Origin of the sequence: Shewanella sp. T24-MNA-CIBAN-0130 (assembly GCF_040310185.1) — a bacterium.
Lineage (GTDB): Bacteria > Pseudomonadota > Gammaproteobacteria > Enterobacterales > Shewanellaceae > Shewanella > Shewanella psychromarinicola.
The window spans coordinates 48859-68714 of sequence record NZ_JBEOPP010000017.1; the positions used below are offsets into that span (position 1 = coordinate 48859).

Genomic DNA, 19856 nt, shown 5'->3' on the forward strand with positions numbered 1-19856 from the left:
ATTGATGGATAATAAACTATCTTTTTAAATGCCCTTGCATCAAAGGAGCCATAGTATCAACGCTAGATTGTTGCTGCCAATCTGGTAAAAGCCGATATAAAAAAAGCGATGTATACGAAGCAGAATGAATGATTGTGTTCAAAGCAGTATTTTTTCGTAAATAGATTTTACTCTTTCTATACGGCACAAACTTTTTCTTTACAGAAATGGGTTTTCTTGTTGATGAGTGAAACGTTATAATTTCGAACACTTAACTGAAGTATCGTATAAATAATGCGCGCTTTGGTGATAACGTAAATGGATATATTATTTTGATGAAGATATTTGGAACACACAGCGGGGCATTTCATGCCGATGATGTTTTTGCCATTGCGGCGTTGTCGATGTTGCATCCGGAGTATGAAATACATCGCTCACGTGACCCCAAAGTATGGGCAAAATGCGATTACCTCGTTGATGTTGGTGGTTACTACAATCACGATGAAAAGGTATATGACCACCATTTTAAGAACGGTCCGACATACGATGATGGTTTAAAAATGTCATCTATCGGCCTTATTTGGTCTCATTATGGTACTGAGATTTGTGGCTGTCCTGATATTGCCGATAGGATTAGTCGACGTTTGATTAGACAGTTTGATGCAATTGATAATGGAGTGACATTAACACATCATATTGAAGACTTTTCTGATGTGCGCGAAATCTCACTATCGGGGTCAATTTCTATGATGAACCCTCAGGACCACTCTAAAACAGACGACGTTTTTGAGGGCGAAGTAGTGCGCGCTCGTTTAATGCTTCAGACTGCCATCGCACAAGCCAAGCACTGGATTGATAGTCGGGAAGGGGTGGAACTTGCTCTTAACGTGGCTCACAATGAAAAACGTTCATATATCATTGTGCCTGAAGATTGTAAGTGGATAGAACACCTGTTTAACAGCAATGGAAATGAAACGATACTTTATGCAATATTTCCAAATGGTGAAAAATGGTACGCCCGCACCGTTCCATCAGCTCCTGGAGAATTCTCTAACCGTAAAGATTTTCCAACATCATGGGCTGGTTTGAGTGATGAAGCGTTTTCAAAAGTGGCACAGATCCCAGATGGCGTATTCTGTCATCATGGCTTATTTATCTGTGCAACAGGTTCACTTCAGTCAACTATGAAGTTAGTCGCTGATGCCATTAAAGCCTAAACCGACAACGCCATGATAAATGTTTGTATTTGGTAAGCAGTGCTCAGTAAAAGGTGAAGACCTAAACGAGCTTGAACGTAGGGCTGTGAACCAATGTAGTACTCAAAACATGGCCAAGATTGTTGGCGGCATCAAAAGGATTTGCTGCGCCATAGCGTCATTACGTAAACTCGTTAGTAAAAAGACTAGCGAGTTATCTTTAAACGCAATGACATCATGCTAATGCGAGCCTGTAAACGATTCAAAAGATGTTATTAGTTTATAGACATTCGAAATCATTCTGAGACATTCAATATCACACGAATATATTCGCTCTTCATTGGCGATAACAAGTCTAGATAACCTCAACAATCCAGTAGCCAACATCGCGGCTGAGCTCAACGTTTTACCGAAGTAGGAAGCAAAGATGAGTAGAGATTTTTTCGAGCATAAAGCAGTTATTTTCGATAGCGATGATAATAGAGTTTCAAATGTCGAAAACATTGCCAATGCTGTCATTAAAAATGTAAGCCTTGATCGACAAATGCACTTAATGGATTTTGGCTCAGGTACCGGATTGCTACTTGAGCGCATTGCGCCGTCTGTACGAAAAATTACTGCTATTGACATTTCAAAATCGATGAATGATCAGCTTGAAAAGAAGCGAGTCAGTCTTAGTTGTGAAATTGATATATTGGCCATTGATTTAGAATCTACAGATATCACAGATAAATTTGATGGCATTATATCTTCAATGACAATGCATCATGTGAAAGATATTGGGGCAATGTTCGTTAAGTTCTATTCTCTGCTAAATGATGGCGGAATAATCGCTATATCTGATCTTGACAAGGAAGATGGAAGTTTCCATACAGAAGATACTAGTGTCTACCATTTCGGTTTTGACCGAGATGCGATTGCTCTTGCAGCAAAGCAAGCTTGTTTTCGAGAGGTTGAAGTCGTTGATGCTAGTGTAGTGCACAAGTCACAAGGAGAGTTTGCGGTATTTTTATTAACGGCTAAGAAATAAGCATGTATCAAGTTGATCAAACGAACAACACCGTTGGCTGTTGTTCGTTGCTTACTTATTTTCTTGTCATTGATCTAAACAAGCCAAACTCAGTTATGGCATTGGCATATCGATGTTTGGCTTGTTTTATCTAATCTGTAGAGAAAACCTCGTGATCAGAGCGAAGCGAAGTCGCGGGGATGAATCGATAAACTAACCTTGCTCTTGAATATATTGACGGATCGTATCAACGGAAGTGCTGCCGTTTCCAGATAAAGCGTTATTAGTACTATGCTTAGCAGGCTTGTTCACTTTCAACAATCTTTTGAATATCGTGCGGGTGTACTTTAACGCAAATGCCATTGGCCTTAAACGCTATGGTTGGGTTGGCTAAGCGCTCTTTATCGCCTTTTGGCGAACTTTGCTTTACCTTAATGTCACTGTTTTCTGAATCATTACTCGCAATAATATCAGCCAGTTGTGGCACTTTTTCGATAAGCTCTGCGACTAGTTCATCACAGGTTTGTGCCTGTGACGGAAACACTAACTCGACATGTTCCCAGCCTTCAACTGGATAAGCTTTGTCGGATGGGAAGGGCAGTTCAACACATTGAATGTGCATTGCGCCAATAACTAATGGCTCGGTTAATTTAATGATTAAAATAGGCCGACCGTTAATGATATTATTGGAGATTATTTTGCCATGTTGGCTAAATTCATCAGCTAATAACTGCGCCATGTGGTTGTCGTTCACTCGTAAGGCGGCATGATCGCAGTATAGTGATAAGTTCTCTAGGCCTAACTGATCAATAAATGCCGTAATGCGCTGACCAAAGTCGACCCAAGTATGTTGTAGGTGTTGGTAATTCATTTTGTGACCCAAAAAACAAAGCAAAAATGGTATGGTTGAGATTAAATCAGCCTATGGCCATATTTCAATCGGTGTACCGGCATCAATCATTTGCCATAATTCATCCATTTCTTTGTTGGTGACGGCAATGCAACCATTGGTCCAGTTGTACTTTTGTGCTTCTTTTGGCGGCAACGTTGAACGAGGGTTTTCACCGTGGATCATGATCATGCCACCGGCTCGGATCCCTAATGCGTCAGCCCTTAATTTATCTTCTTCATTGGGATACGAAATATGAATCGATTTATAAAATGCACTATCAGATTTTTTATAATCTAAAACGTAACGGCCTTGTGGAGTGCGTTGATCACCTTCTTTAAGCTTATGACCACTGGGCACATCGCCCATGGCAATGAGGTAACTTTTAACCACTTTTCCGTCACGCATGACAGATAAACGAGATTCGGATTTATTGACCACAACTAAATCCACTTTTGCTGTTGTTTGGCTTGTCGAAGCAAGCGCTAATAACGGGCAGAAAATTAAGGCTATAAATAATATGTACAACGCGCGCATGAAAACTCCGTAAACCAATGACCTTTTTAATTTTTATTGTAAAATGACCTTATTTCGAATGTTAACATCCGACAGTCAATGTTAGATTTTAACGACTACAAGGGTTAATTGATATTAGTTAACCAAGTTTATTTGCAATTTATTGCCCAAGACAGTGAATATTAAGATGAATACCGAAGAAAAACCCGACAGCCCACTGAAACAATACCTTAGAAGTGTGATTTTTGGTACCGAAACCTTAGCAGGAAAACGCTTCGATATTGCCCTTATGGTCTGTATTGTACTGAGTGTGTTATTAATTTTTATCGATACGATAGAACGAGTTAATTCGCCGTACGGTGACTATATTCAAATTGCTGAATGGACCTTTACGGTAATCTTTACCGTTGAGTACATATTAAGGATCTATTGTTCGCTTAATCGGTTACACTATGCACGCAGCTTTTTTGGTGTAGTGGATTTAGTGTCCATTTTACCCAGTTATTTAGACTTGATTTTCCCAGGTGCCAATGTGGCGTTAGCGCTAAGGGTACTGCGTTTATTTCGTGTGTTTAGGGTATTAAAGTTACTTCGATATTTAAGAGATGGTCATATATTACTCAAAGCCATGATGCAGTCGAGTCGAAAAGTGTTTATGTTTTTTTTCGCAGTAAGCCTGATTATCATGGTATTAAGTGTGATTATGTATGTAGTCGAAGGCCCAAATAATGGCTTTACTTCAATACCTCAGTCCATGTATTGGACCGTGGTGACCATTACCACGGTTGGTTATGGAGACATTACGCCACAAACACCATTAGGTCAGGCGATTGCGGCACTGACTATGCTCATTGGTTATTCGATTATTGCCATTCCAACAGGCATTTTAACCGCTGAAATTACACATGAAATGGTCAGAACCCGTGATTTACGTAAATGCAGTAATTGTGGCAAGAAAGGCCACGATAACGATGCTGAATATTGTAATCATTGTGGTAGCGAACTGGAAAAACTCTAGGGTTATCGGCCATAAAGCGAGCTTGGGTTTGCTTATATATATTTACACTCAAGGATACTAATGACCACTGCTAAATTTGTTGAGGGTTCGATTTTACGCCATATCCTAGTGATGAGCTCTACTGCTGCAGTAGGGATTTCGGCACTGTTTGTGGTCGACTTACTCGATATTTTCTTTTTAAGTCTGCTCGGCGAAGTTGAACTTGCCGCTGCGGCAGGTTATGCCAGCACGATTTCTTTTTTTACCACATCAATAGGCATCGGCTTATCTATTGCTCTGGGTGCATTAGTGTCAAAAGCAGTGGGTGCTAAAAATATTAAGTTAGCTAAACGATTGTTTTTAAACAGTGCCATCGTGACGTTAATCACCAGTGTGCTGGTGGCTGCGGTAGTGATTGCGTTTATTCCAGAACTGTTAGCCTTGGTGGGTGCAACAGGGCGCACGGCGGAATTAGCGCAAAGCTATTTATATATTCTGGTGCCATCATTACCGTTTATTTGCTTAGCAATGGCACTTGGCGGTGCATTACGCGCGGTGGGCGATGCCAAATTGTCGATGATGTCGACGCTCGCCGGTGGTGGTGTAAATGCCATATTAGATCCTATCTTCATTTTTTCCTTATCAATGGGGATAGAAGGCGCGGCCGCGGCTTCGGTATTGGCTCGTATTGTTGTGTTTATTATCTCCGCCCGCGGCGTAGTGATAAAACATAAACTGTTAGGTCGGTTTTCGCTTGATGAGTTTAAACAAGACCTCGGGACTATTTTTTCAATTGCCGCACCGGCAATGCTGACCAATGTGGCAACCCCCATTGGTAATGCGGTGGTAACGCGAGCTATCGCCGATTTTGGTGATAGCTATGTGGCTGGTTGGGCTGTATTAGGTCGTTTGATCCCCGTATCGTTTGGGATGATTTTTGCACTGTCGGGGGCCGTTGGACCGATTGTGGGGCAAAACTTTGGTGCCAATGAAATTGAGCGAGTTAGATTGAGTTTGACCAAAGCGATTCAATTTTGTGTGGTTTATGTGCTGGTGATGTCACTTGGACTGTATCTATTACGCAATGTCATTATTAGCAGCTTTGCTATGAAAGGTGATGCGGCAGAGCTTATTTTATTTTTCTGTCAGTACATTGCCGTGTTCTTTATCTTTTCGGGAATTCTGTTTATTGCCAACGCCTCATTTAATAATTTAGGTAAGGCCAAATATTCCACCTTTTTTAACGTCGGTAAAGCAACCGTCGGCACCATACCCTTTGTCTATTTTGGCGCGCAGTGGGGCGGCGTGTTTGGGGTATTAATTGGCCAGGTTATTGGAGCGATTATCTTCGGTGTGATAGGTATTTTCTGTGCATACCGATTAGTCGACAAAATTAGTCGCCAAGGTTTGTTGCCGGCTGGTGCCAACCAACAACTGTTAGAAGACGATGCGATAAACATTGATATGGTTGCAGCACCATCACCTATGCCAGGACGCACTCAGATGGCCCAATTGGATGAAGAGCCCTTTTGTAAGCAATTTGCGCAACAAGATAATGCCGATGACACTATTGCTGACGAAACCAATACTGACAAAACGAGCGCCGATAAAACTAATTGATCTAATCAGCATTTAACACATCATGAATACCTATTTAACAGGCAATAAAAAGCCCCTATTATATTGGCTAAGGCCAACATAATAGGGGCTTTTTGTCACTAACACCCTTGTGAGGCGGCGTTAGTCTTTATCAGTTTCAGTGTTGCTGGTCTCTGTTGCTGCGGCTTGTTCTGCGGCTTCTGTTACCGCAATTTTTTCGCGTTCAGCTTTAGAGATATAACGCTCAACAGCCTTGCTGCTAGGGTTAGACGGCACCACTTTGTTTTGGCGAGCCTTGGCACGTTTAGCCAGCTTTTTGATCATCTCTTGCTTTCTATTCATCTGATTTCTTACTTTGTAAACGACAAGCTATTGATATCATTTTTGATGATAAACAGCTTATCAAAGCGTGATGACACTGGTCTTAGAGCCAACGGCAACATCACGAGAAAATTTGGATGCTATTTTAGCTTAATTGCTTAGCTGGATATAGTGTTTTATCCGTCAGCGACAGTATTAGTCTTTCAAGTCAGGTAAAACATCATCAGCTAAATTACCTCAACTCGGGTTAAAAGATGAGATAAAGCGGTAAATATCAGAATATTTTACCTGATTAACAACCGTTTAGTATCCCGAACGGGGTTTACTCATTAAACCCCGAATTTTTTGATATCTTCAGCGGTAGCACCATCGTTACATTCGCCACGAATTTCACCGCGTTCAGTTTCAACATAACGACTTAATTCGATAAATCCGGCTTTACAATAACCGTTCATTTCGATGGTTTTTTTAAGGCCAAGATCGATTTGTTGATGCCACAGTTCTAGGCGATTTTCAGCTTTACGTAGTTCTATTTGATAGCTTTGGGCATCTTGTTTACTGCGGCGAATGACTCTATCTCGAGGAGCATCACCGGGAATGCTACGATCAAGGGCGGTAGCTAATTTGGCTTTATAGACAAATAACTTAATCCCTTTACCTTTAATTTGCGTGCTGAATGCGTCGCGAAACTGGCCAACATAGTCCATTGGGTCTGGTTCGCTGGTGCTACAGGCGCTTAGAAGTATGGCGCTACAAATGATTAAGCCGATTTTTGACACACATAACCTCATCAGTTTTTTATCCTAAATGATATCTGGAAAAAGCTGCAGAAGATAATTATCAACCATTTATTGATACAACAATGGTCTAAAAAACAAAAGAATATATACAGCAATCTGTTAGCCACAGCATTAAGCTAAACTGTGGCGAAATAATACGAATTGTGGTTTACGCAAAACGCTCGTTGAGGTAGCTCATAATGGCTTTTGATTCATATAGCCATTGGGTTTTGCCATCTTGCTCGATACGTAGACAAGGGACTTTGAGTTTGCCACCTTGCTCGGTTAGCACGCTTTTGTGCTCATCTTGTTTGGCATCAACTAAGTTGATGGTTAAGTTTTGACGACGCATTTCACGACGAACTTTGACACAAAAAGGGCAGGCGGCGTATTGATACAATGCCAGCGATTGAGTCTGTTGATCGACAATGACTTGTTGATCTTGCGGACGTTGGCGCTTTTTAGGAGCAAACACAAAATTTAACAACAAAATAATTCGACCTAAAATCCAGCGAACGATAAACATATAAAACCTCAATCTTAACAATATTAATGATACGGCATGATTGCAAACGCCTGTTATTCCTCGTTTACAATGTATGCGCAGTCTACCCGATGTCGAGAGCCGTTAATAGCTATGACGGGTTAATTTACTTGTAGTTCAAGCAATGCTTCAGCGGCATCTTCTACGGTGTTGATGCGGCTTTCTAGTACAAAAACTTTTCCCGCATCAATGCCTGCTTGATCAATTAAATACGCTTTAACTGCGCTGGCCCGCTGTTGTGCTAATTGGCCAAATTCATCTGTAGTGATCTGCTGGTGGTTTTTAAGCATATTGTATAAGCCAATGTGCCAGCGAGTAACGAGCTCTACTTCTGTCAGCTCTGGAGTTTCTTGTTGTAAAGATTGTTTTATCGCTAATGGTGGCTGCGACAATTCTTGCTCAACTAATTGATACAGTGCATCAGCTGATGGCCCTGTTGCAGGGAACTGGCTGGCAGATAAACTTTTTGGTAACGCGTTAAATTTTATCCCTGCTGTTATAGCCAGTTGTTTATGCAGTTTGATTTCAGCTAACGCTTGTTTATCGTTAATTAAGTCAATACTGCCTTTAATATTGAGATTCAGCAGCGGTCTGTCTATTAATGCTTTAGCCAGTTTGTCGAGGGTATTTTTTTGTTTAAGTGAAAGACTGCTGAGTCCGTAATCAAAACTGATTTTATCCATTTCCTCATCACCATCCACAAGGCCTGCTAAGAATGAAAAGGGTGAGGTCACGGCTTTGGTAATAATATTACCCAAAGCATTCACGATTATGCTTCCAAAGCTGAAGTTGGGAGAATCAAGGTCCCCTGAGACATCAACGCCCAAATCAATCACACCGTGGCGATCTTGCAATAATGCCACCGCCAACGTCACCGGTAGACTGGTTGCTAAACTGCTATTGCTGGGTTTGCCCAGTTTAAGTTGATCAATGACGACGTGATTACTGCCAACTAATGCAGTGTTTTTAAGTTGGTAGTTTAGGTCTAATGACAATTGGCCTTTATCTATGTAATAGCCAGCATAAGTACTTGAATAGGGATTGACCGAGGTTAACTCTACGTTGTCAAAATTCAAGTTAAGATCAAGATACGGTTGGTCGAGTAACGGATTTATCTCACCTTTTAACGTCACCGGAGCATATCTATCGATTTTACCCACCAAATCAACCGATGCCGTGGTCTGTGGTTTCGATGAAAGATGGCTAATTTGGCCATTGAGCATTTCTATGCCTGAAGCAAAATTAGGTGTTAATGAGTTATCCGCAAAAAAAGCTGAGCTGTCTTTAATGCCTATTTTATTAATGTTGAATTGCATTTGCGGTGAATCTGTCATTGGCGGTTCACTGCCTGCTGATGAATTCAGTGTTGAGGCATCAGCTTTGCGCTGATCGACTATCAATTTGCTCGGATCAACGCTATCAACAGCTTGCTTTATCTCCACGGGATCGGTTGTGGCTTTTTTTGTGTGGATCAGCTGGCTGATATTAGTGCCGCGATCGGGTGAAATAATGATGCGACTAAAGAGTTTATCGAAGTTTATTTCATCGATGTCAATGATAGCTTGTTGGCGATCAAACGATAACTGGTTGATGTCCATGGTTTCCCATGTCAGCAATGGTTTATTTAGCACATTATCGTTAATGTGCAGCTGGTTGATGTTAGCGCTGCCTGTGTAGGTGAGGGTATCTTTAGCATCGGCATGTAAATTACCTTTAGTGGAAAATACCCCGTCTTCTACTGTGATATTAATGTATGGTGCGATATAGGGTTGCAAGCGTGACAGCAACATATTACTAAAATCGATATCAGCATTAATCGTTTGTGCTAATGCATCGACTTGCCCTGTCGACGTTAATAGGCTTTGCGCATTGATGCCAGTCGAGAATTGGTAATCAATAGGGGTGGATAAATCAGATTTTACCAAGCCGGTTGAGACATCAATGGGACCGAGTTGCCAAAGGATGATGTTATCACTGGCAATGCCTTCCCCAAGGTCTACTTGGTACTGTGCCACAGTGATTTTATGTAAATTGACTAACCATGGAGAATCAACCTTATCAGCAGTATTAGGATCAACATTTTGGCTTGTCATTTCAGTTTGTGACGGGCGGGGTGAACCTGCGTTTGTTTGCGGTGCTTGGGTCACAATAGCGTCAGGTGTTTGGGTGACTTGTTCAGTGGTTATGTCAGACTCTGCCTCTATGCTGGCGTCAGTGATATTTGAGACATTTGCAACCTCTGTGGTATCTGTGGTGTCATTAGTATCAGTTTGGCTCGAAGCAGCATCGTCGAGAAGTTGAGTATTTTGAGGTAACAGTAACGCGACTAAATCAGCTCCTTTAGGGGTGATGTTGAGTTTGATTTTACCATTTTCAGTATGAAACTCATCAATGCTAACAAGTTTTTTCTGGCTATCTACATTGATATTTTTTAACGCTAACACATCAATGGCGATTTTTTCATCTTGCTGATGTAGCGCTTTAAAACGGTTAATCACTATCTGCGCTTTGGTGACATTAATGTGGCTTATTGGGGCTAAGTTTTTATCTTGTAACGTCACAGTGTACTGGCCGTTTACGCTGAGCATGCCTTCAGATAAGTTAATCGCAAACAGTTGATCAACAAAAGTCCAATAACGAGATAAATCAACGCCAGCAGCGTCGAGATCACCTTGTATTGCTAATGGCGATAATTGAAATTGTCCTTGCAGTGCCACCGAGCCGTTAAATTGATCTTCTATGCTCAGATTATAGCGATTAACCTGGTCTTGTTTATCCTCTAACGCGGTACTCAAGCTGCTAAATTGTGTCAATGACAGATTGATATTTGGGTAGTTGATATGAGTATCGGTGACGTTGTCATCTAAGGTGAACACACCTTGTAGCAGCTCAATTTTACCGATGTTTATCGCCGGTAGACTTGTCGGTGCAGTATTGGCTGGTGTTGATTGAGTGTCTTTACCTAGGCGCTTGATAATATCACTAAAGTTAAATACAACCTGTTGATCATCGGTTTGAGTAAGCGACACTCGGATAGTGGGTTGTGCTAGACGGATATCTTCAATCACTAATGTCCAAGATGTGATGGATTGCCACAATTGAATGTTGCCATACAGCGTGGCTAGTGATGCAAAGGTTTGCTGACTATTAGCTTCATTGATAACCAAACCCGATACCGTTAGTTCTAGCGTAAAAGGATTGATACTAATGTCTTGTAGACTAACGTCTCTACCTAATTGCTCGGCTAATATCTCTGGTGCTTGTTGTTTGGCAATATACGGAATTAATCCACCGAGTACAGCGCAAGACAATAGGTAAATTGTTAATCCATAAAGGGTTAATTTTTGAATACGAGAGCGCGGTTTAACCGCTGAGCGCAACTGAGCTAAAAACGGGGTCATATGAAGTAGTCTTGATAAAAACAATGGTAACAGGTACCTATTTTAGCAAAAAAACTATCTTTGCAAATCATTATTTTGGCCGCAAAACTGATTAATTTACATTTAGGTTTATTGATGGTAGCGTTATATTTAAGTTTATGTAATTAATAGGTTTTATTTTATCTTATTGTTAACTTATTTTCGTATCTGACTTTAACTAGGAGTGTTAAGTCGTTATAGCGGGATGTTATCCTTGGCCCTTATGGCGTGATGGCATCATTTATTTAGCATAATATCTGCAGTATCCATGCGCGGATTTAACCTCAATTTTCAAGGATGACAAATGCAAATTCGTCTTGCTTCGAGCATAGATTTAGAACCGCTGAGCCTGCTATTTGATCAATATCGGCAGCAATTACACCAAGCCTCAGACTATCGTGCCTGCCATGCTTTTTTGAAACATCGCTTGGCTGAAAATGATTCGATGATTTTTGTGTCGTTCAAAGAAGATAAAATGATGGGTTTTATTCAACTGTATCCGTCGTTTTCTTCATTACGACTGGCGCCTGTGTGGTATTTAGAGGATGTGTTTGTCTCACCACAGGATCAGCAGCTTGATATTATCAGTCAGATGTATCAAAAAGCACAAGCATTGGCGCAAAGTACCGGGGTATTATTAATTAATCGCCACGATATAGAGGGCATTGTTGAGTCGGAATCAGTTGGTTCTTAGCATAAATCACCAATGTGAACTCGATTGACGGCTGTTTGACCTTGCTGGCTCAAACTATCAAAATATAAGCGTTAGTTATTTTAGACCTCAGTTATTTTTCTGGTAAAATAACTGAGGTTTTTTTATTATTTTTTCATCGTAGATGTTAAGGAACAGAGATTGAATAAGAGTGTATTAACCAACCTTATTGCGGCCATTCTTATGCTGGTCGGGTATGTGTTAGAACAACAGATTGTGCTGACGATAGGATTATTTGCATTATCGGGTGCGTTAACAAATTGGTTGGCGATCCATATGTTGTTTGAAAAGGTCCCCGGTTTGTATGGCTCTGGAGTGGTTCCATCGCGTTTCGAAGAGTTTAAATTGGGCATTAAACATTTAATGATGAAACAATTTTTTACCCAAGAGAATATCGATCGCTTTTTGACAACCAGCAGTGCCAGCAGTATTGATTTAACACCTGTGATTGAACAAATTGATTTGGCGCCGTCATTCGATGCATTGGTGTCGACCATCGAAAAGTCATCATTTGGTGCCATGATAGCAATGTTTGGTGGCACAGAGGCGTTGATCCCACTAAAAGAGCCTTTTATTGAAAAAATGAAACTGTCTTTAGTTGAACTGGCTCAAAGTGAAGAGTTTAATGCGATTTTAGTCAATGAACTTGAAAAGCCAAATATCATCGCTGATATGCAAGCGAAGGTGGCCAATATTGTCGAACAGCGTTTAAACGAACTTACGCCTGAATTAGTTAAACAAATCATCCAAGATATGATTAAAACCCATTTAGGTTGGTTAGTTGTATGGGGTGGTGTGTTTGGCGGTGTTATTGGTGCCGTTGCGGCATTGGTGCAACAATAGGGCGACAGCTATAATCTAGCTATCGAATCAATCATCATATTAATGCCGTAAGCCATAGTATTGCGCTATCGTATGAGTACTGGATATGAGTGATAGTATTAATATGAGTACTGAGTGATTGTACCTAGTAATAGTTATTAGTCTTAGTTCTTAGCATTAGTTCTTAGTTTTAGCCCTGAGTAATAGAGGTGAGCATGAGTCAACATCATAGTATTAATTATTTAGAAATACCCGTGAAAGACATCATTGCAACCAAAGCCTTTTTTACTCAGGTTTTTGGTTGGCAGTTTCAAGACTATGGTCCTGAATACAGCTGCTTTTTGAAGGTCGGAATTGATGGTGGTTTTTATCGAGCTGAGTGTCAATTTACCTTAGCTAAAGGCAGCCCGTTAATTGTGCTCTATAGCCAAGATTTAGGCGCGACCGCAGCCAAAATTATTCAGGCTGGTGGACAGATAACCAAAGCCGTATTCAGTTTTCCTGGGGGTAGACGTTTTCATTTTTCTGACACCAATGGTAATGAATATGGCGTATGGTCAGAGTAACGTTAATCAAATTGCCTCACCTTGCGTGAGGCAATGTTGTTTAGATGCACAGGATGTCTGTTTAGGGTGTCATCGCTCGCTCGACGAAATTCTGGCTTGGCACTCAATGAACGAGCAACAAAAAAGCGCGTTACTTGAAATATTACAACAACGCAGTATCGCGTGTAAAAACCGTTAGTACGACAGTTATCCATGACCTTTTTTCGCTACGCAGAGTTTGGGTTCATTCTTGGTTCGGTATCAGTTCTAAATAAACTGAATCCGCGTGCTTGATAGTTTTGTAATGCGCTGGGGTGATCTAACGAGCAAGTATGTACCCAAACTCGGCGGGTGTTGGGTAACAACCAAGCTTGCTCAATGGCTTGGGTCAGTAAATAGCCGCCAAATCCTTTACCGATAAAGCGTTCGCCTAAGCCAAAATACATAATCTCTACAGTCGCTTCTTCTTGCTGCTGCAATTCAAAGTAGCCCGCTGGTGCGCCATCTTTATAGGCCACAAACAAATGTAAATTGTCCGCTTCGCTATATTCTTGCCACTGGCTATCGGTCAAGGTCAGTTTATCTGTCCATTGCCACCCTGCACCGACAAATTGATATAGAAACCGATTAAATTGATATTGTTTTATTTTTACCTCAACCACGGTTAATCCGTTGGGATCATTTTTAGGCTTTAATTGACTAGGGTCGGTCATTTCAAGATTGAAAATACTGATATCTGTCATGGGAAACCTTATTGTTGCTCAATTAATACGCTAAGCATTATGCCTCTGGACGCTGTTGTCATTATCTTACAAGATGGAGGCAAACAAAAACACCACCCAATAGGGTGGTGTTTAGCTATCGAGGAAAAATTAATATGCGCTAGCGTGAACGTTTTTAACTGCGCGGCCTGATGGGTCGTTAAGTCCTTGCAAACTTGCATCCCACAATAGTGCTTCAGGGGTTGAACAAGCCACTGTTTTTCCTCCGGGCACTGTTTCAGCTGCGCTGGCTAATGGGAAAAACTCTTCAAAGAAGCTGCGGTAAAAATAGGCTTCTTTTGACTCTGGCGTGTTGTATGGGAAACGGAACTTTGCGTTAGCATATTGCACGTCGCCGACGTTCTCTGCTGCGTGTGCTTTTAGACCATCAATCCAAGAGTAACCTACGCCATCACTGAACTGCTCTTTTTGACGCCATACTACTTCTTTTGGCAATTTATCCTCAAATGCCTGACGTAAAATATGCTTCTCGATGCGGCCATCTTTAGACATTTTGGCTTCTGGATTAATGCGCATTGCCACGTCGATAAATTCTTTATCTAAGAAAGGCACCCGAGCTTCAAGTCCCCATGCCGCCATGGATTTGTTGGCACGCAAGCAGTCAAATAAGTGCAGTTTATCTAGCTTACGAACTAACTCTTCATGAAATGCTTGCGCGTTAGGCGCTTTGTGGAAATACAGATAACCACCGAATAACTCGTCAGCACCTTCGCCAGACAGCACCATTTTAATGCCCATGGCTTTAATTTTACGCGCCATTAAATACATTGGCGTTGCTGCTCGAATAGTGGTGACATCGTAAGTTTCGAGATGATAAATCACTTCTTTAATCGCATCTAAGCCTTCTTGGAAGGTATAGACAATAGGATGATGAATGGTGCCAATGGCGTCAGCCACTTTTTGTGCGGCAACTAAGTCAGGAGATTCCGCTAACCCTACGGCAAATGAATGCAGCTGTGGCCACCATGCGCCAGTTTCGCCGTCGTTTTCAATACGATGTTTGGCGTAAGTTTGGGTAATGGCAGAGATCACGGATGAATCTAACCCACCAGACAATAATACCCCGTAAGGTACATCTGACATTAATTGGCGTTTTACTGCGGCTTCTAATGCTTCACGCAACTCTTCAATGCTTGCTGGGTTGTCTTTAACCGCATCAAAATCGCGCCAATCACGTTGATAATACTGGGTTGGTTTACCGTCGGCAGAATATAAATACTGTCCAGGGTAAAACTCAGCAACGGTTTTACATACCGGCATTAATGCTTTCATTTCAGAGGCAACATAGAAGTTACCAGATGCATCGAAGCCAGTGTAAAGTGGGATTATACCCATATGATCGCGGCCGATTAAGTAAGTGCCTTTGGCTTTGTCGTACAGTACAAATGCAAAGATGCCGTTCAGTTTGTCTAAAAAGTCACAACCGTATTCTTGGTAAAGTGACAAAATCACTTCACAATCTGAGTTAGTTTTATATTGGTATTTGTCACCAAGCTGAGCTTTTAATTGCTTGTGGTTATAAATTTCACCGTTTACGGCTAAGACTAAGTTGCCATCAGTGCTGATAAGCGGTTGCGCTCCGTGGTCAACGTCAACAATGGATAAACGTTCATGAGCTAAAATGGCATGTTCATCAGCATAAATACCAGACCAATCTGGACCGCGGTGACGCAGTAATTTTGACATTTCTAAGGCCACATGACGAAGTTGGCTTGCATCAGTTTTGATATCTAAAATCGAAAATATTGAACACATAGTACGGCTCCAGCAGCGTTGGCTAATCTTTTTCTGCCACTACTTTGCCAGCATTTTGGTTAACTGCCAAGTTTGTTTTTTAAGATAACATCATAAAATTGGTTGTTTTAATGATTTTATCTCTTCGAAATATCTTTTTATTTAAATATTATCAATAATAACCTCTATTTTTATGAGATATCTTTATTTTTACTGCGATTATGATGATTTATTTTGATATTTCATAATCAAATACAACTAAAACGATAATTGCACTAAGGCAGTGCGTCTGATCGTTATTTGAGCAAAAAGAAGGTTGAATAGTCGTTTTGTGCTGTTGGTTAGCCATATCCAAGCTTAATAGGATTATTTATGCGCGATATTGGGGCTCCAGTTCACTCGGTGATAGCCAACCAAGCAAGGCTTAACTTGTTAAGTATATTAAGACTGGATAGGGTTACCTTGGTCACTTATGTTGTAGCTGGGTGGCATAAGCTGCATTTAAGTTAGGCGACATTTTAGTCAGGCAGCCCCTTTTTATTTGCAAAAGAATACCTTGATTCATAAAATCGCTTTATAACGGAAAAATATTTAAGGAAAAAAGAATGGTAGGTGAAACAAATTTAACGGCACTACTCGCATCGATGTCACCGGTATTATTAGATGACGAATATGTTTTTTGCTCAGTGCAGGGGCAATATGGTGATTACCAAACTTTATCGCCACTGGCGACGTTTCGCGAATCTGAAGGGCTGACATTAGTATTAACAAAAGCGGCTGCTATTGAGGGCGGTTTGTCATTTGAATCAGTATTTAAAGGCATTACCTTAACGGTACACTCTAGCCTTGATGCCGTCGGTTTAACGGCTGCAGTGGCCAATAAACTCACCGAAAAAGGCATTAGCGCTAATGTTATTGCCGCGTATTATCATGACCATATTTTTGTGCAAACAGAAAAGGCGGCTTTAGCCATCGAAGCGCTAAATGAATTGAGTAAAGTGTGAGTACCGTTTATCCAGAGGATTAACTCAAAGACTAATGACATAAATGCTAATAGCACCAAATACCAATAAAAAAAGCCCATCAAATACATGATGGGCCAATCCTTGTTTTGGGGGACGGAATAGGGTGGTGTTGTATTAATCTGCAGGACGTAATTGATTAAATTCAGAACCGGCAAAGTATCCTGGCCAATCTTGATTATTACCTAGCTCAGCTGCGGCTTGGTAATACACGCCTAAATCTTGTAATGATCCGGATAAGTCCCATTCAGGACGATAATCGTCGCAGACGTTATGATAGCAGCCTTTCATTTTCACCAGCATTGCAGTTTTGTATTGTGCTGTTGCTTCATCAAGCGGTTCGTTACCCCCACCGGCAAATACTGCCGGTACACCTAATTTGGCAAAACTGAAGTGGTCTGAACGGAAAAATCCGCCTGATGCTGGGTTAAGTTCGCCCTTGCTAATCCGATCCTGTTTAGCTGCAGCGCGGTCTAAATAGTTTTCTAACTCAGACTGACCTTTGCCAACTATGGTGTAGTCTTTGGTTTTGCCATACACATTGGTGCTGTCTAGGTTAAAAACAGCGACCGTTTTATCAATGGGATAAATAGGATTAGCAGCATAGTAACGTGAGCCTAATAAGCCTTGTTCTTCACCCGTAGTGGCAATAAAGGTTAATGAGCGGGCTAAGCCATGACCTTGTTCGGCTTGCTGCGCAAACTGGCGGGCAATTTCTAAAATACCCGCAGTGCCAGAGGAATTATCTAATGCGCCATTATAAATTTGGTCACCGTCTTTGGTGTCATCTTTACCGAGATGATCCCAGTGGGCCGTGAATAGAATATGCTGATTGGCCTGAGTGCTGCCGGCTAACGTCGCAACCACATTATAACTGTCGGCATACTCTGTTTTGTTAGCAAATTCAATGCTGGCAGTTTGGGCTAAATTGACATTGAGTGAACTGTTGGCCGCGCGATCCATTAACGATGTTAATGATAGACCGGCTTTGTCAAACAAGGCAGTTGCACTGTCTAGGGTTAACCATCCTTCAACTTGAACCCGTTGATCTTGTTCTGCTTGGCTAAGGACTAAGTCTTGTTGAGCTCCAATCCAGCTATTTTCGACTACCGACCAGGGATAGGAAGCGGGTTCAGTCTCATGGATAATGATAGCGCCCAATGCTCCTTGGCGACTGGCTTCTTCAAACTTATAAGTCCAACGGCCATAGTAAGTCATCGCCTTACCATTAAACTTCGCCCCTTGAGGATGAGCAAAGCCTGGATCATTAACTAAAATGATGGCAATTTTGCCTTTCATGTCGAGGTCTTGGTAATCATTCCAGCCGTATTCTGGTGCATTAATACCGTAACCGACGAACACTAATGGCGCATCTTTAATACTGACTTGGTGGTTATCATGACGACTGCCTAGCACAATATCTTGGCGATACTGCATGTCCATGCCAGCTAAATTAATTCGTTGTTGCTCGCTGGCGGTGTAGCTTACCATTGGAACTGGTTGCAGAAAACTGCCGTTATAGGCGCCTTTAAGCCCCATTTGAGTGAAGGCAGCGGATAAATATTCTAGGGTAAGTTTTTCACCTTGGGTGGTGGGCGCCCGACCTTCAAACTTATCAGACGATAATGTTTCGATGTCGGTTCTAAAGCGTTGTTCATTAAACGTCACAGCAGTGACTTTAGCTGGGGCAATTTGTTCGGTCGAAGCGTGTTTAGCATCGTCACTATTGCATGCTGTCAGCAAGGCAATGGCGCAAAAAGGCAACAATCGTTTCATGCTATGTCCTGTTATTATTATTTATTGTTATTTCAGACAAGCATAATGGGGCAAGCCAGTGCCTGAAAACAAGGTCGCTGGCTTGGAATTGTGTTACCTAATGTAAATTGTGTCGTTGACACTTATCTTATTAACTATTTGATCTTGTTGACGTGAATCAATAGTGCTTAAGCGATATTGGACGTTTTACTCCCGCAATCATATGAGTACTATTCTATATTAAAGGGTTTACCTTGCGATAAAATAGTGTATCGCGTATCAGTATCGAGCATTAATTTAATGGCGAGACAATCAAACTGTCACTCAGTAAAGATATCGATTAAACGACATCAATATCGGCCGCGCATGCAAACACGTGATTAGGTCTAAAAGGTTCTTTGTCAATATCAATCATTTGGCTCACGCCACTGGTGACCAAAATGGTTTCAAGTCCTGCTTGAAAGCCTGCGAGAATATCGGTTTGCATGTTGTCGCCAATAATTACGGTGTTTTCAGAGTGCCCCTGAATATGATTCAAGGCTGAGCGAATAATCCACGAGCTTGGTTTACCCACATAAAATGGCATTTTACCTGTGATACGTTCAATCGCTGCGCATAACGCGCCACATGCAGGGCTAAAGTCTGCGCCATGAGTATCTGGATTGGTGGCAATAAAGCGTGCGCCGCCAGCAACAAAGCGAGATGCTTTATGGATCATGTCCCAGTTGTAAGCGCGGGTTTCACCGACAATAACAAAATCTGGGTTAATATCGGTTATGGTGAAACCTGCGTTGTACAACTCATGGGTAAGTGCACCTTCGCCAATCACAAAGGCTTTATTGCCGGTTTGGTGTTTAAGAAAGTCGGCAGTGGCCATAGCTGAAGTGTAAAAGCAACTTTCTGGCACATTAATGCCTGCCGCGCCGAGACGGTTTTGTAAGTCTTTACCGGTTTGGACCGGATAATTGGTGAGGATGACCAGCGGGTTGCCTTGTTCAAGCACACGGTGAATAAACTTGTCACTTCCGGGAATGAGCTTGTTGTCGTGCAGTAATACACCATCAATGTCGCAAATAATATTTTTCATTCAATGATTTCTTCCTTCAAATACAACCTCTGTATATCTAATGCTCATTCAGGTGAGAAAACAATGATTAAATCCAAAAAAGGGCTGTTTAGAGTTTGATTTAACACCTTGTGAGCTTTTTGTTGCCGATAGATTGCCGCTTAGCGTTT

19 protein-coding genes are annotated in these 19856 nt (G+C 41.4%); 9 read left to right on the top strand and 10 right to left on the bottom strand.

The genetic code is table 11. The annotated features are described in order from the left end of the window. Window positions 1-314 precede the first annotated feature (314 nt). A complete protein-coding gene (locus AAEZ02_RS09390) occupies window positions 315-1196 on the top strand; it encodes an MYG1 family protein (protein WP_233768666.1) in 882 nt (293 codons plus the stop codon). Window positions 1197-1602: 406 nt separating this feature from the next. Then, a complete protein-coding gene (locus AAEZ02_RS09395) occupies window positions 1603-2205 on the top strand; it encodes a class I SAM-dependent DNA methyltransferase (protein ID WP_124011713.1) in 603 nt (200 codons plus the stop codon). A 274-nt stretch (window positions 2206-2479) separates the two neighbouring features. Here the strand turns inward: AAEZ02_RS09395 and AAEZ02_RS09400 are convergent, their stop codons facing one another. Both AAEZ02_RS09400 and AAEZ02_RS09405 read right to left on the bottom strand, forming a co-directional pair. After that, window positions 2480-3055 carry a VOC family protein gene (locus AAEZ02_RS09400; RefSeq protein WP_124011712.1) on the bottom strand — a complete coding sequence of 192 codons (576 nt, stop codon included), beginning with the start codon at window positions 3053-3055 and terminating at the stop codon, window positions 2480-2482. 51 nt (window positions 3056-3106) lie between these two features. Then, on the bottom strand, window positions 3107-3610 hold the full coding sequence (locus AAEZ02_RS09405; protein WP_101032012.1) for a L,D-transpeptidase family protein: 504 nt from the start codon (window positions 3608-3610) through the stop codon (window positions 3107-3109). A gap of 166 nt (window positions 3611-3776) precedes the next feature. Here AAEZ02_RS09405 and AAEZ02_RS09410 point away from each other — a divergent pair, with 166 nt between their 5' ends. Both AAEZ02_RS09410 and AAEZ02_RS09415 read left to right on the top strand, forming a co-directional pair. Beyond that, window positions 3777-4607: an ion transporter gene (locus AAEZ02_RS09410; RefSeq protein ID WP_101032011.1), complete on the top strand. Its 831-nt coding sequence runs from the start codon at window positions 3777-3779 to the stop codon at window positions 4605-4607. A 60-nt stretch (window positions 4608-4667) separates the two neighbouring features. Next, window positions 4668-6206 carry an MATE family efflux transporter gene (locus tag AAEZ02_RS09415; RefSeq protein WP_124011711.1) on the top strand — a complete coding sequence of 513 codons (1539 nt, stop codon included), beginning with the start codon at window positions 4668-4670 and terminating at the stop codon, window positions 6204-6206. A gap of 120 nt (window positions 6207-6326) precedes the next feature. Here AAEZ02_RS09415 and AAEZ02_RS09420 read toward each other — a convergent pair whose 3' ends face one another. From AAEZ02_RS09420 to AAEZ02_RS09435, 4 genes are all read right to left on the bottom strand, one after another. Beyond that, complete coding sequence (locus AAEZ02_RS09420; protein ID WP_101032009.1) at window positions 6327-6527, bottom strand: DUF2986 domain-containing protein; 201 nt, start codon at window positions 6525-6527, stop codon at window positions 6327-6329. A 308-nt stretch (window positions 6528-6835) separates the two neighbouring features. After that, complete coding sequence (locus tag AAEZ02_RS09425; protein WP_124011710.1) at window positions 6836-7285, bottom strand: hypothetical protein; 450 nt, start codon at window positions 7283-7285, stop codon at window positions 6836-6838. A 169-nt stretch (window positions 7286-7454) separates the two neighbouring features. After that, on the bottom strand, window positions 7455-7811 hold the full coding sequence (locus tag AAEZ02_RS09430; RefSeq protein ID WP_124011709.1) for a glutaredoxin family protein: 357 nt from the start codon (window positions 7809-7811) through the stop codon (window positions 7455-7457). Window positions 7812-7930: 119 nt separating this feature from the next. After that, the gene (locus tag AAEZ02_RS09435; protein ID WP_124011708.1) at window positions 7931-11230 is read right to left on the bottom strand and encodes a DUF748 domain-containing protein; all 3300 of its coding nucleotides are present in this window, start codon (window positions 11228-11230) and stop codon (window positions 7931-7933) included. A 322-nt stretch (window positions 11231-11552) separates the two neighbouring features. Between AAEZ02_RS09435 and AAEZ02_RS09440 the strand changes: the two genes are divergently transcribed. From AAEZ02_RS09440 to AAEZ02_RS09455, 4 genes are all read left to right on the top strand, one after another. After that, window positions 11553-11942 carry a GNAT family N-acetyltransferase gene (locus AAEZ02_RS09440; protein ID WP_124011707.1) on the top strand — a complete coding sequence of 130 codons (390 nt, stop codon included), beginning with the start codon at window positions 11553-11555 and terminating at the stop codon, window positions 11940-11942. Window positions 11943-12101: 159 nt separating this feature from the next. Then, window positions 12102-12803 carry a DUF445 domain-containing protein gene (locus AAEZ02_RS09445; RefSeq protein ID WP_101032004.1) on the top strand — a complete coding sequence of 234 codons (702 nt, stop codon included), beginning with the start codon at window positions 12102-12104 and terminating at the stop codon, window positions 12801-12803. 194 nt (window positions 12804-12997) lie between these two features. Then, complete coding sequence (locus AAEZ02_RS09450) at window positions 12998-13348, top strand: VOC family protein (RefSeq protein ID WP_351076071.1); 351 nt, start codon at window positions 12998-13000, stop codon at window positions 13346-13348. Further along, window positions 13323-13526: a DUF1289 domain-containing protein gene (locus AAEZ02_RS09455; protein WP_164839495.1), complete on the top strand. Its 204-nt coding sequence runs from the start codon at window positions 13323-13325 to the stop codon at window positions 13524-13526. The genes AAEZ02_RS09450 and AAEZ02_RS09455 overlap by 26 nt, the downstream gene beginning before the upstream one ends. A 28-nt stretch (window positions 13527-13554) precedes the next feature. Here the strand turns inward: AAEZ02_RS09455 and AAEZ02_RS09460 are convergent, their stop codons facing one another. Both AAEZ02_RS09460 and asnB read right to left on the bottom strand, forming a co-directional pair. Continuing rightward, window positions 13555-14070: a GNAT family N-acetyltransferase gene (locus tag AAEZ02_RS09460; RefSeq protein ID WP_351076074.1), complete on the bottom strand. Its 516-nt coding sequence runs from the start codon at window positions 14068-14070 to the stop codon at window positions 13555-13557. A 129-nt stretch (window positions 14071-14199) separates the two neighbouring features. Beyond that, window positions 14200-15864, bottom strand: a complete 1665-nt coding sequence (asnB, locus tag AAEZ02_RS09465; protein WP_101032000.1) for an asparagine synthase B — start codon at window positions 15862-15864, stop codon at window positions 14200-14202. A gap of 584 nt (window positions 15865-16448) precedes the next feature. Between asnB and AAEZ02_RS09470 the strand changes: the two genes are divergently transcribed. Further along, window positions 16449-16847: an ACT domain-containing protein gene (locus tag AAEZ02_RS09470; protein WP_351088944.1), complete on the top strand. Its 399-nt coding sequence runs from the start codon at window positions 16449-16451 to the stop codon at window positions 16845-16847. A 135-nt stretch (window positions 16848-16982) separates the two neighbouring features. Here the strand turns inward: AAEZ02_RS09470 and AAEZ02_RS09475 are convergent, their stop codons facing one another. Together AAEZ02_RS09475 and AAEZ02_RS09480 are read right to left on the bottom strand one after the other, a co-directional pair. Beyond that, window positions 16983-18641: a M28 family metallopeptidase gene (locus tag AAEZ02_RS09475; RefSeq protein WP_124011703.1), complete on the bottom strand. Its 1659-nt coding sequence runs from the start codon at window positions 18639-18641 to the stop codon at window positions 16983-16985. A gap of 319 nt (window positions 18642-18960) precedes the next feature. Continuing rightward, window positions 18961-19707, bottom strand: coding sequence for an HAD-IIA family hydrolase (locus tag AAEZ02_RS09480; RefSeq protein ID WP_101031997.1), 747 nt, complete (start codon window positions 19705-19707; stop codon window positions 18961-18963). Between the last annotated feature and the right edge of the window lie 149 nt (window positions 19708-19856).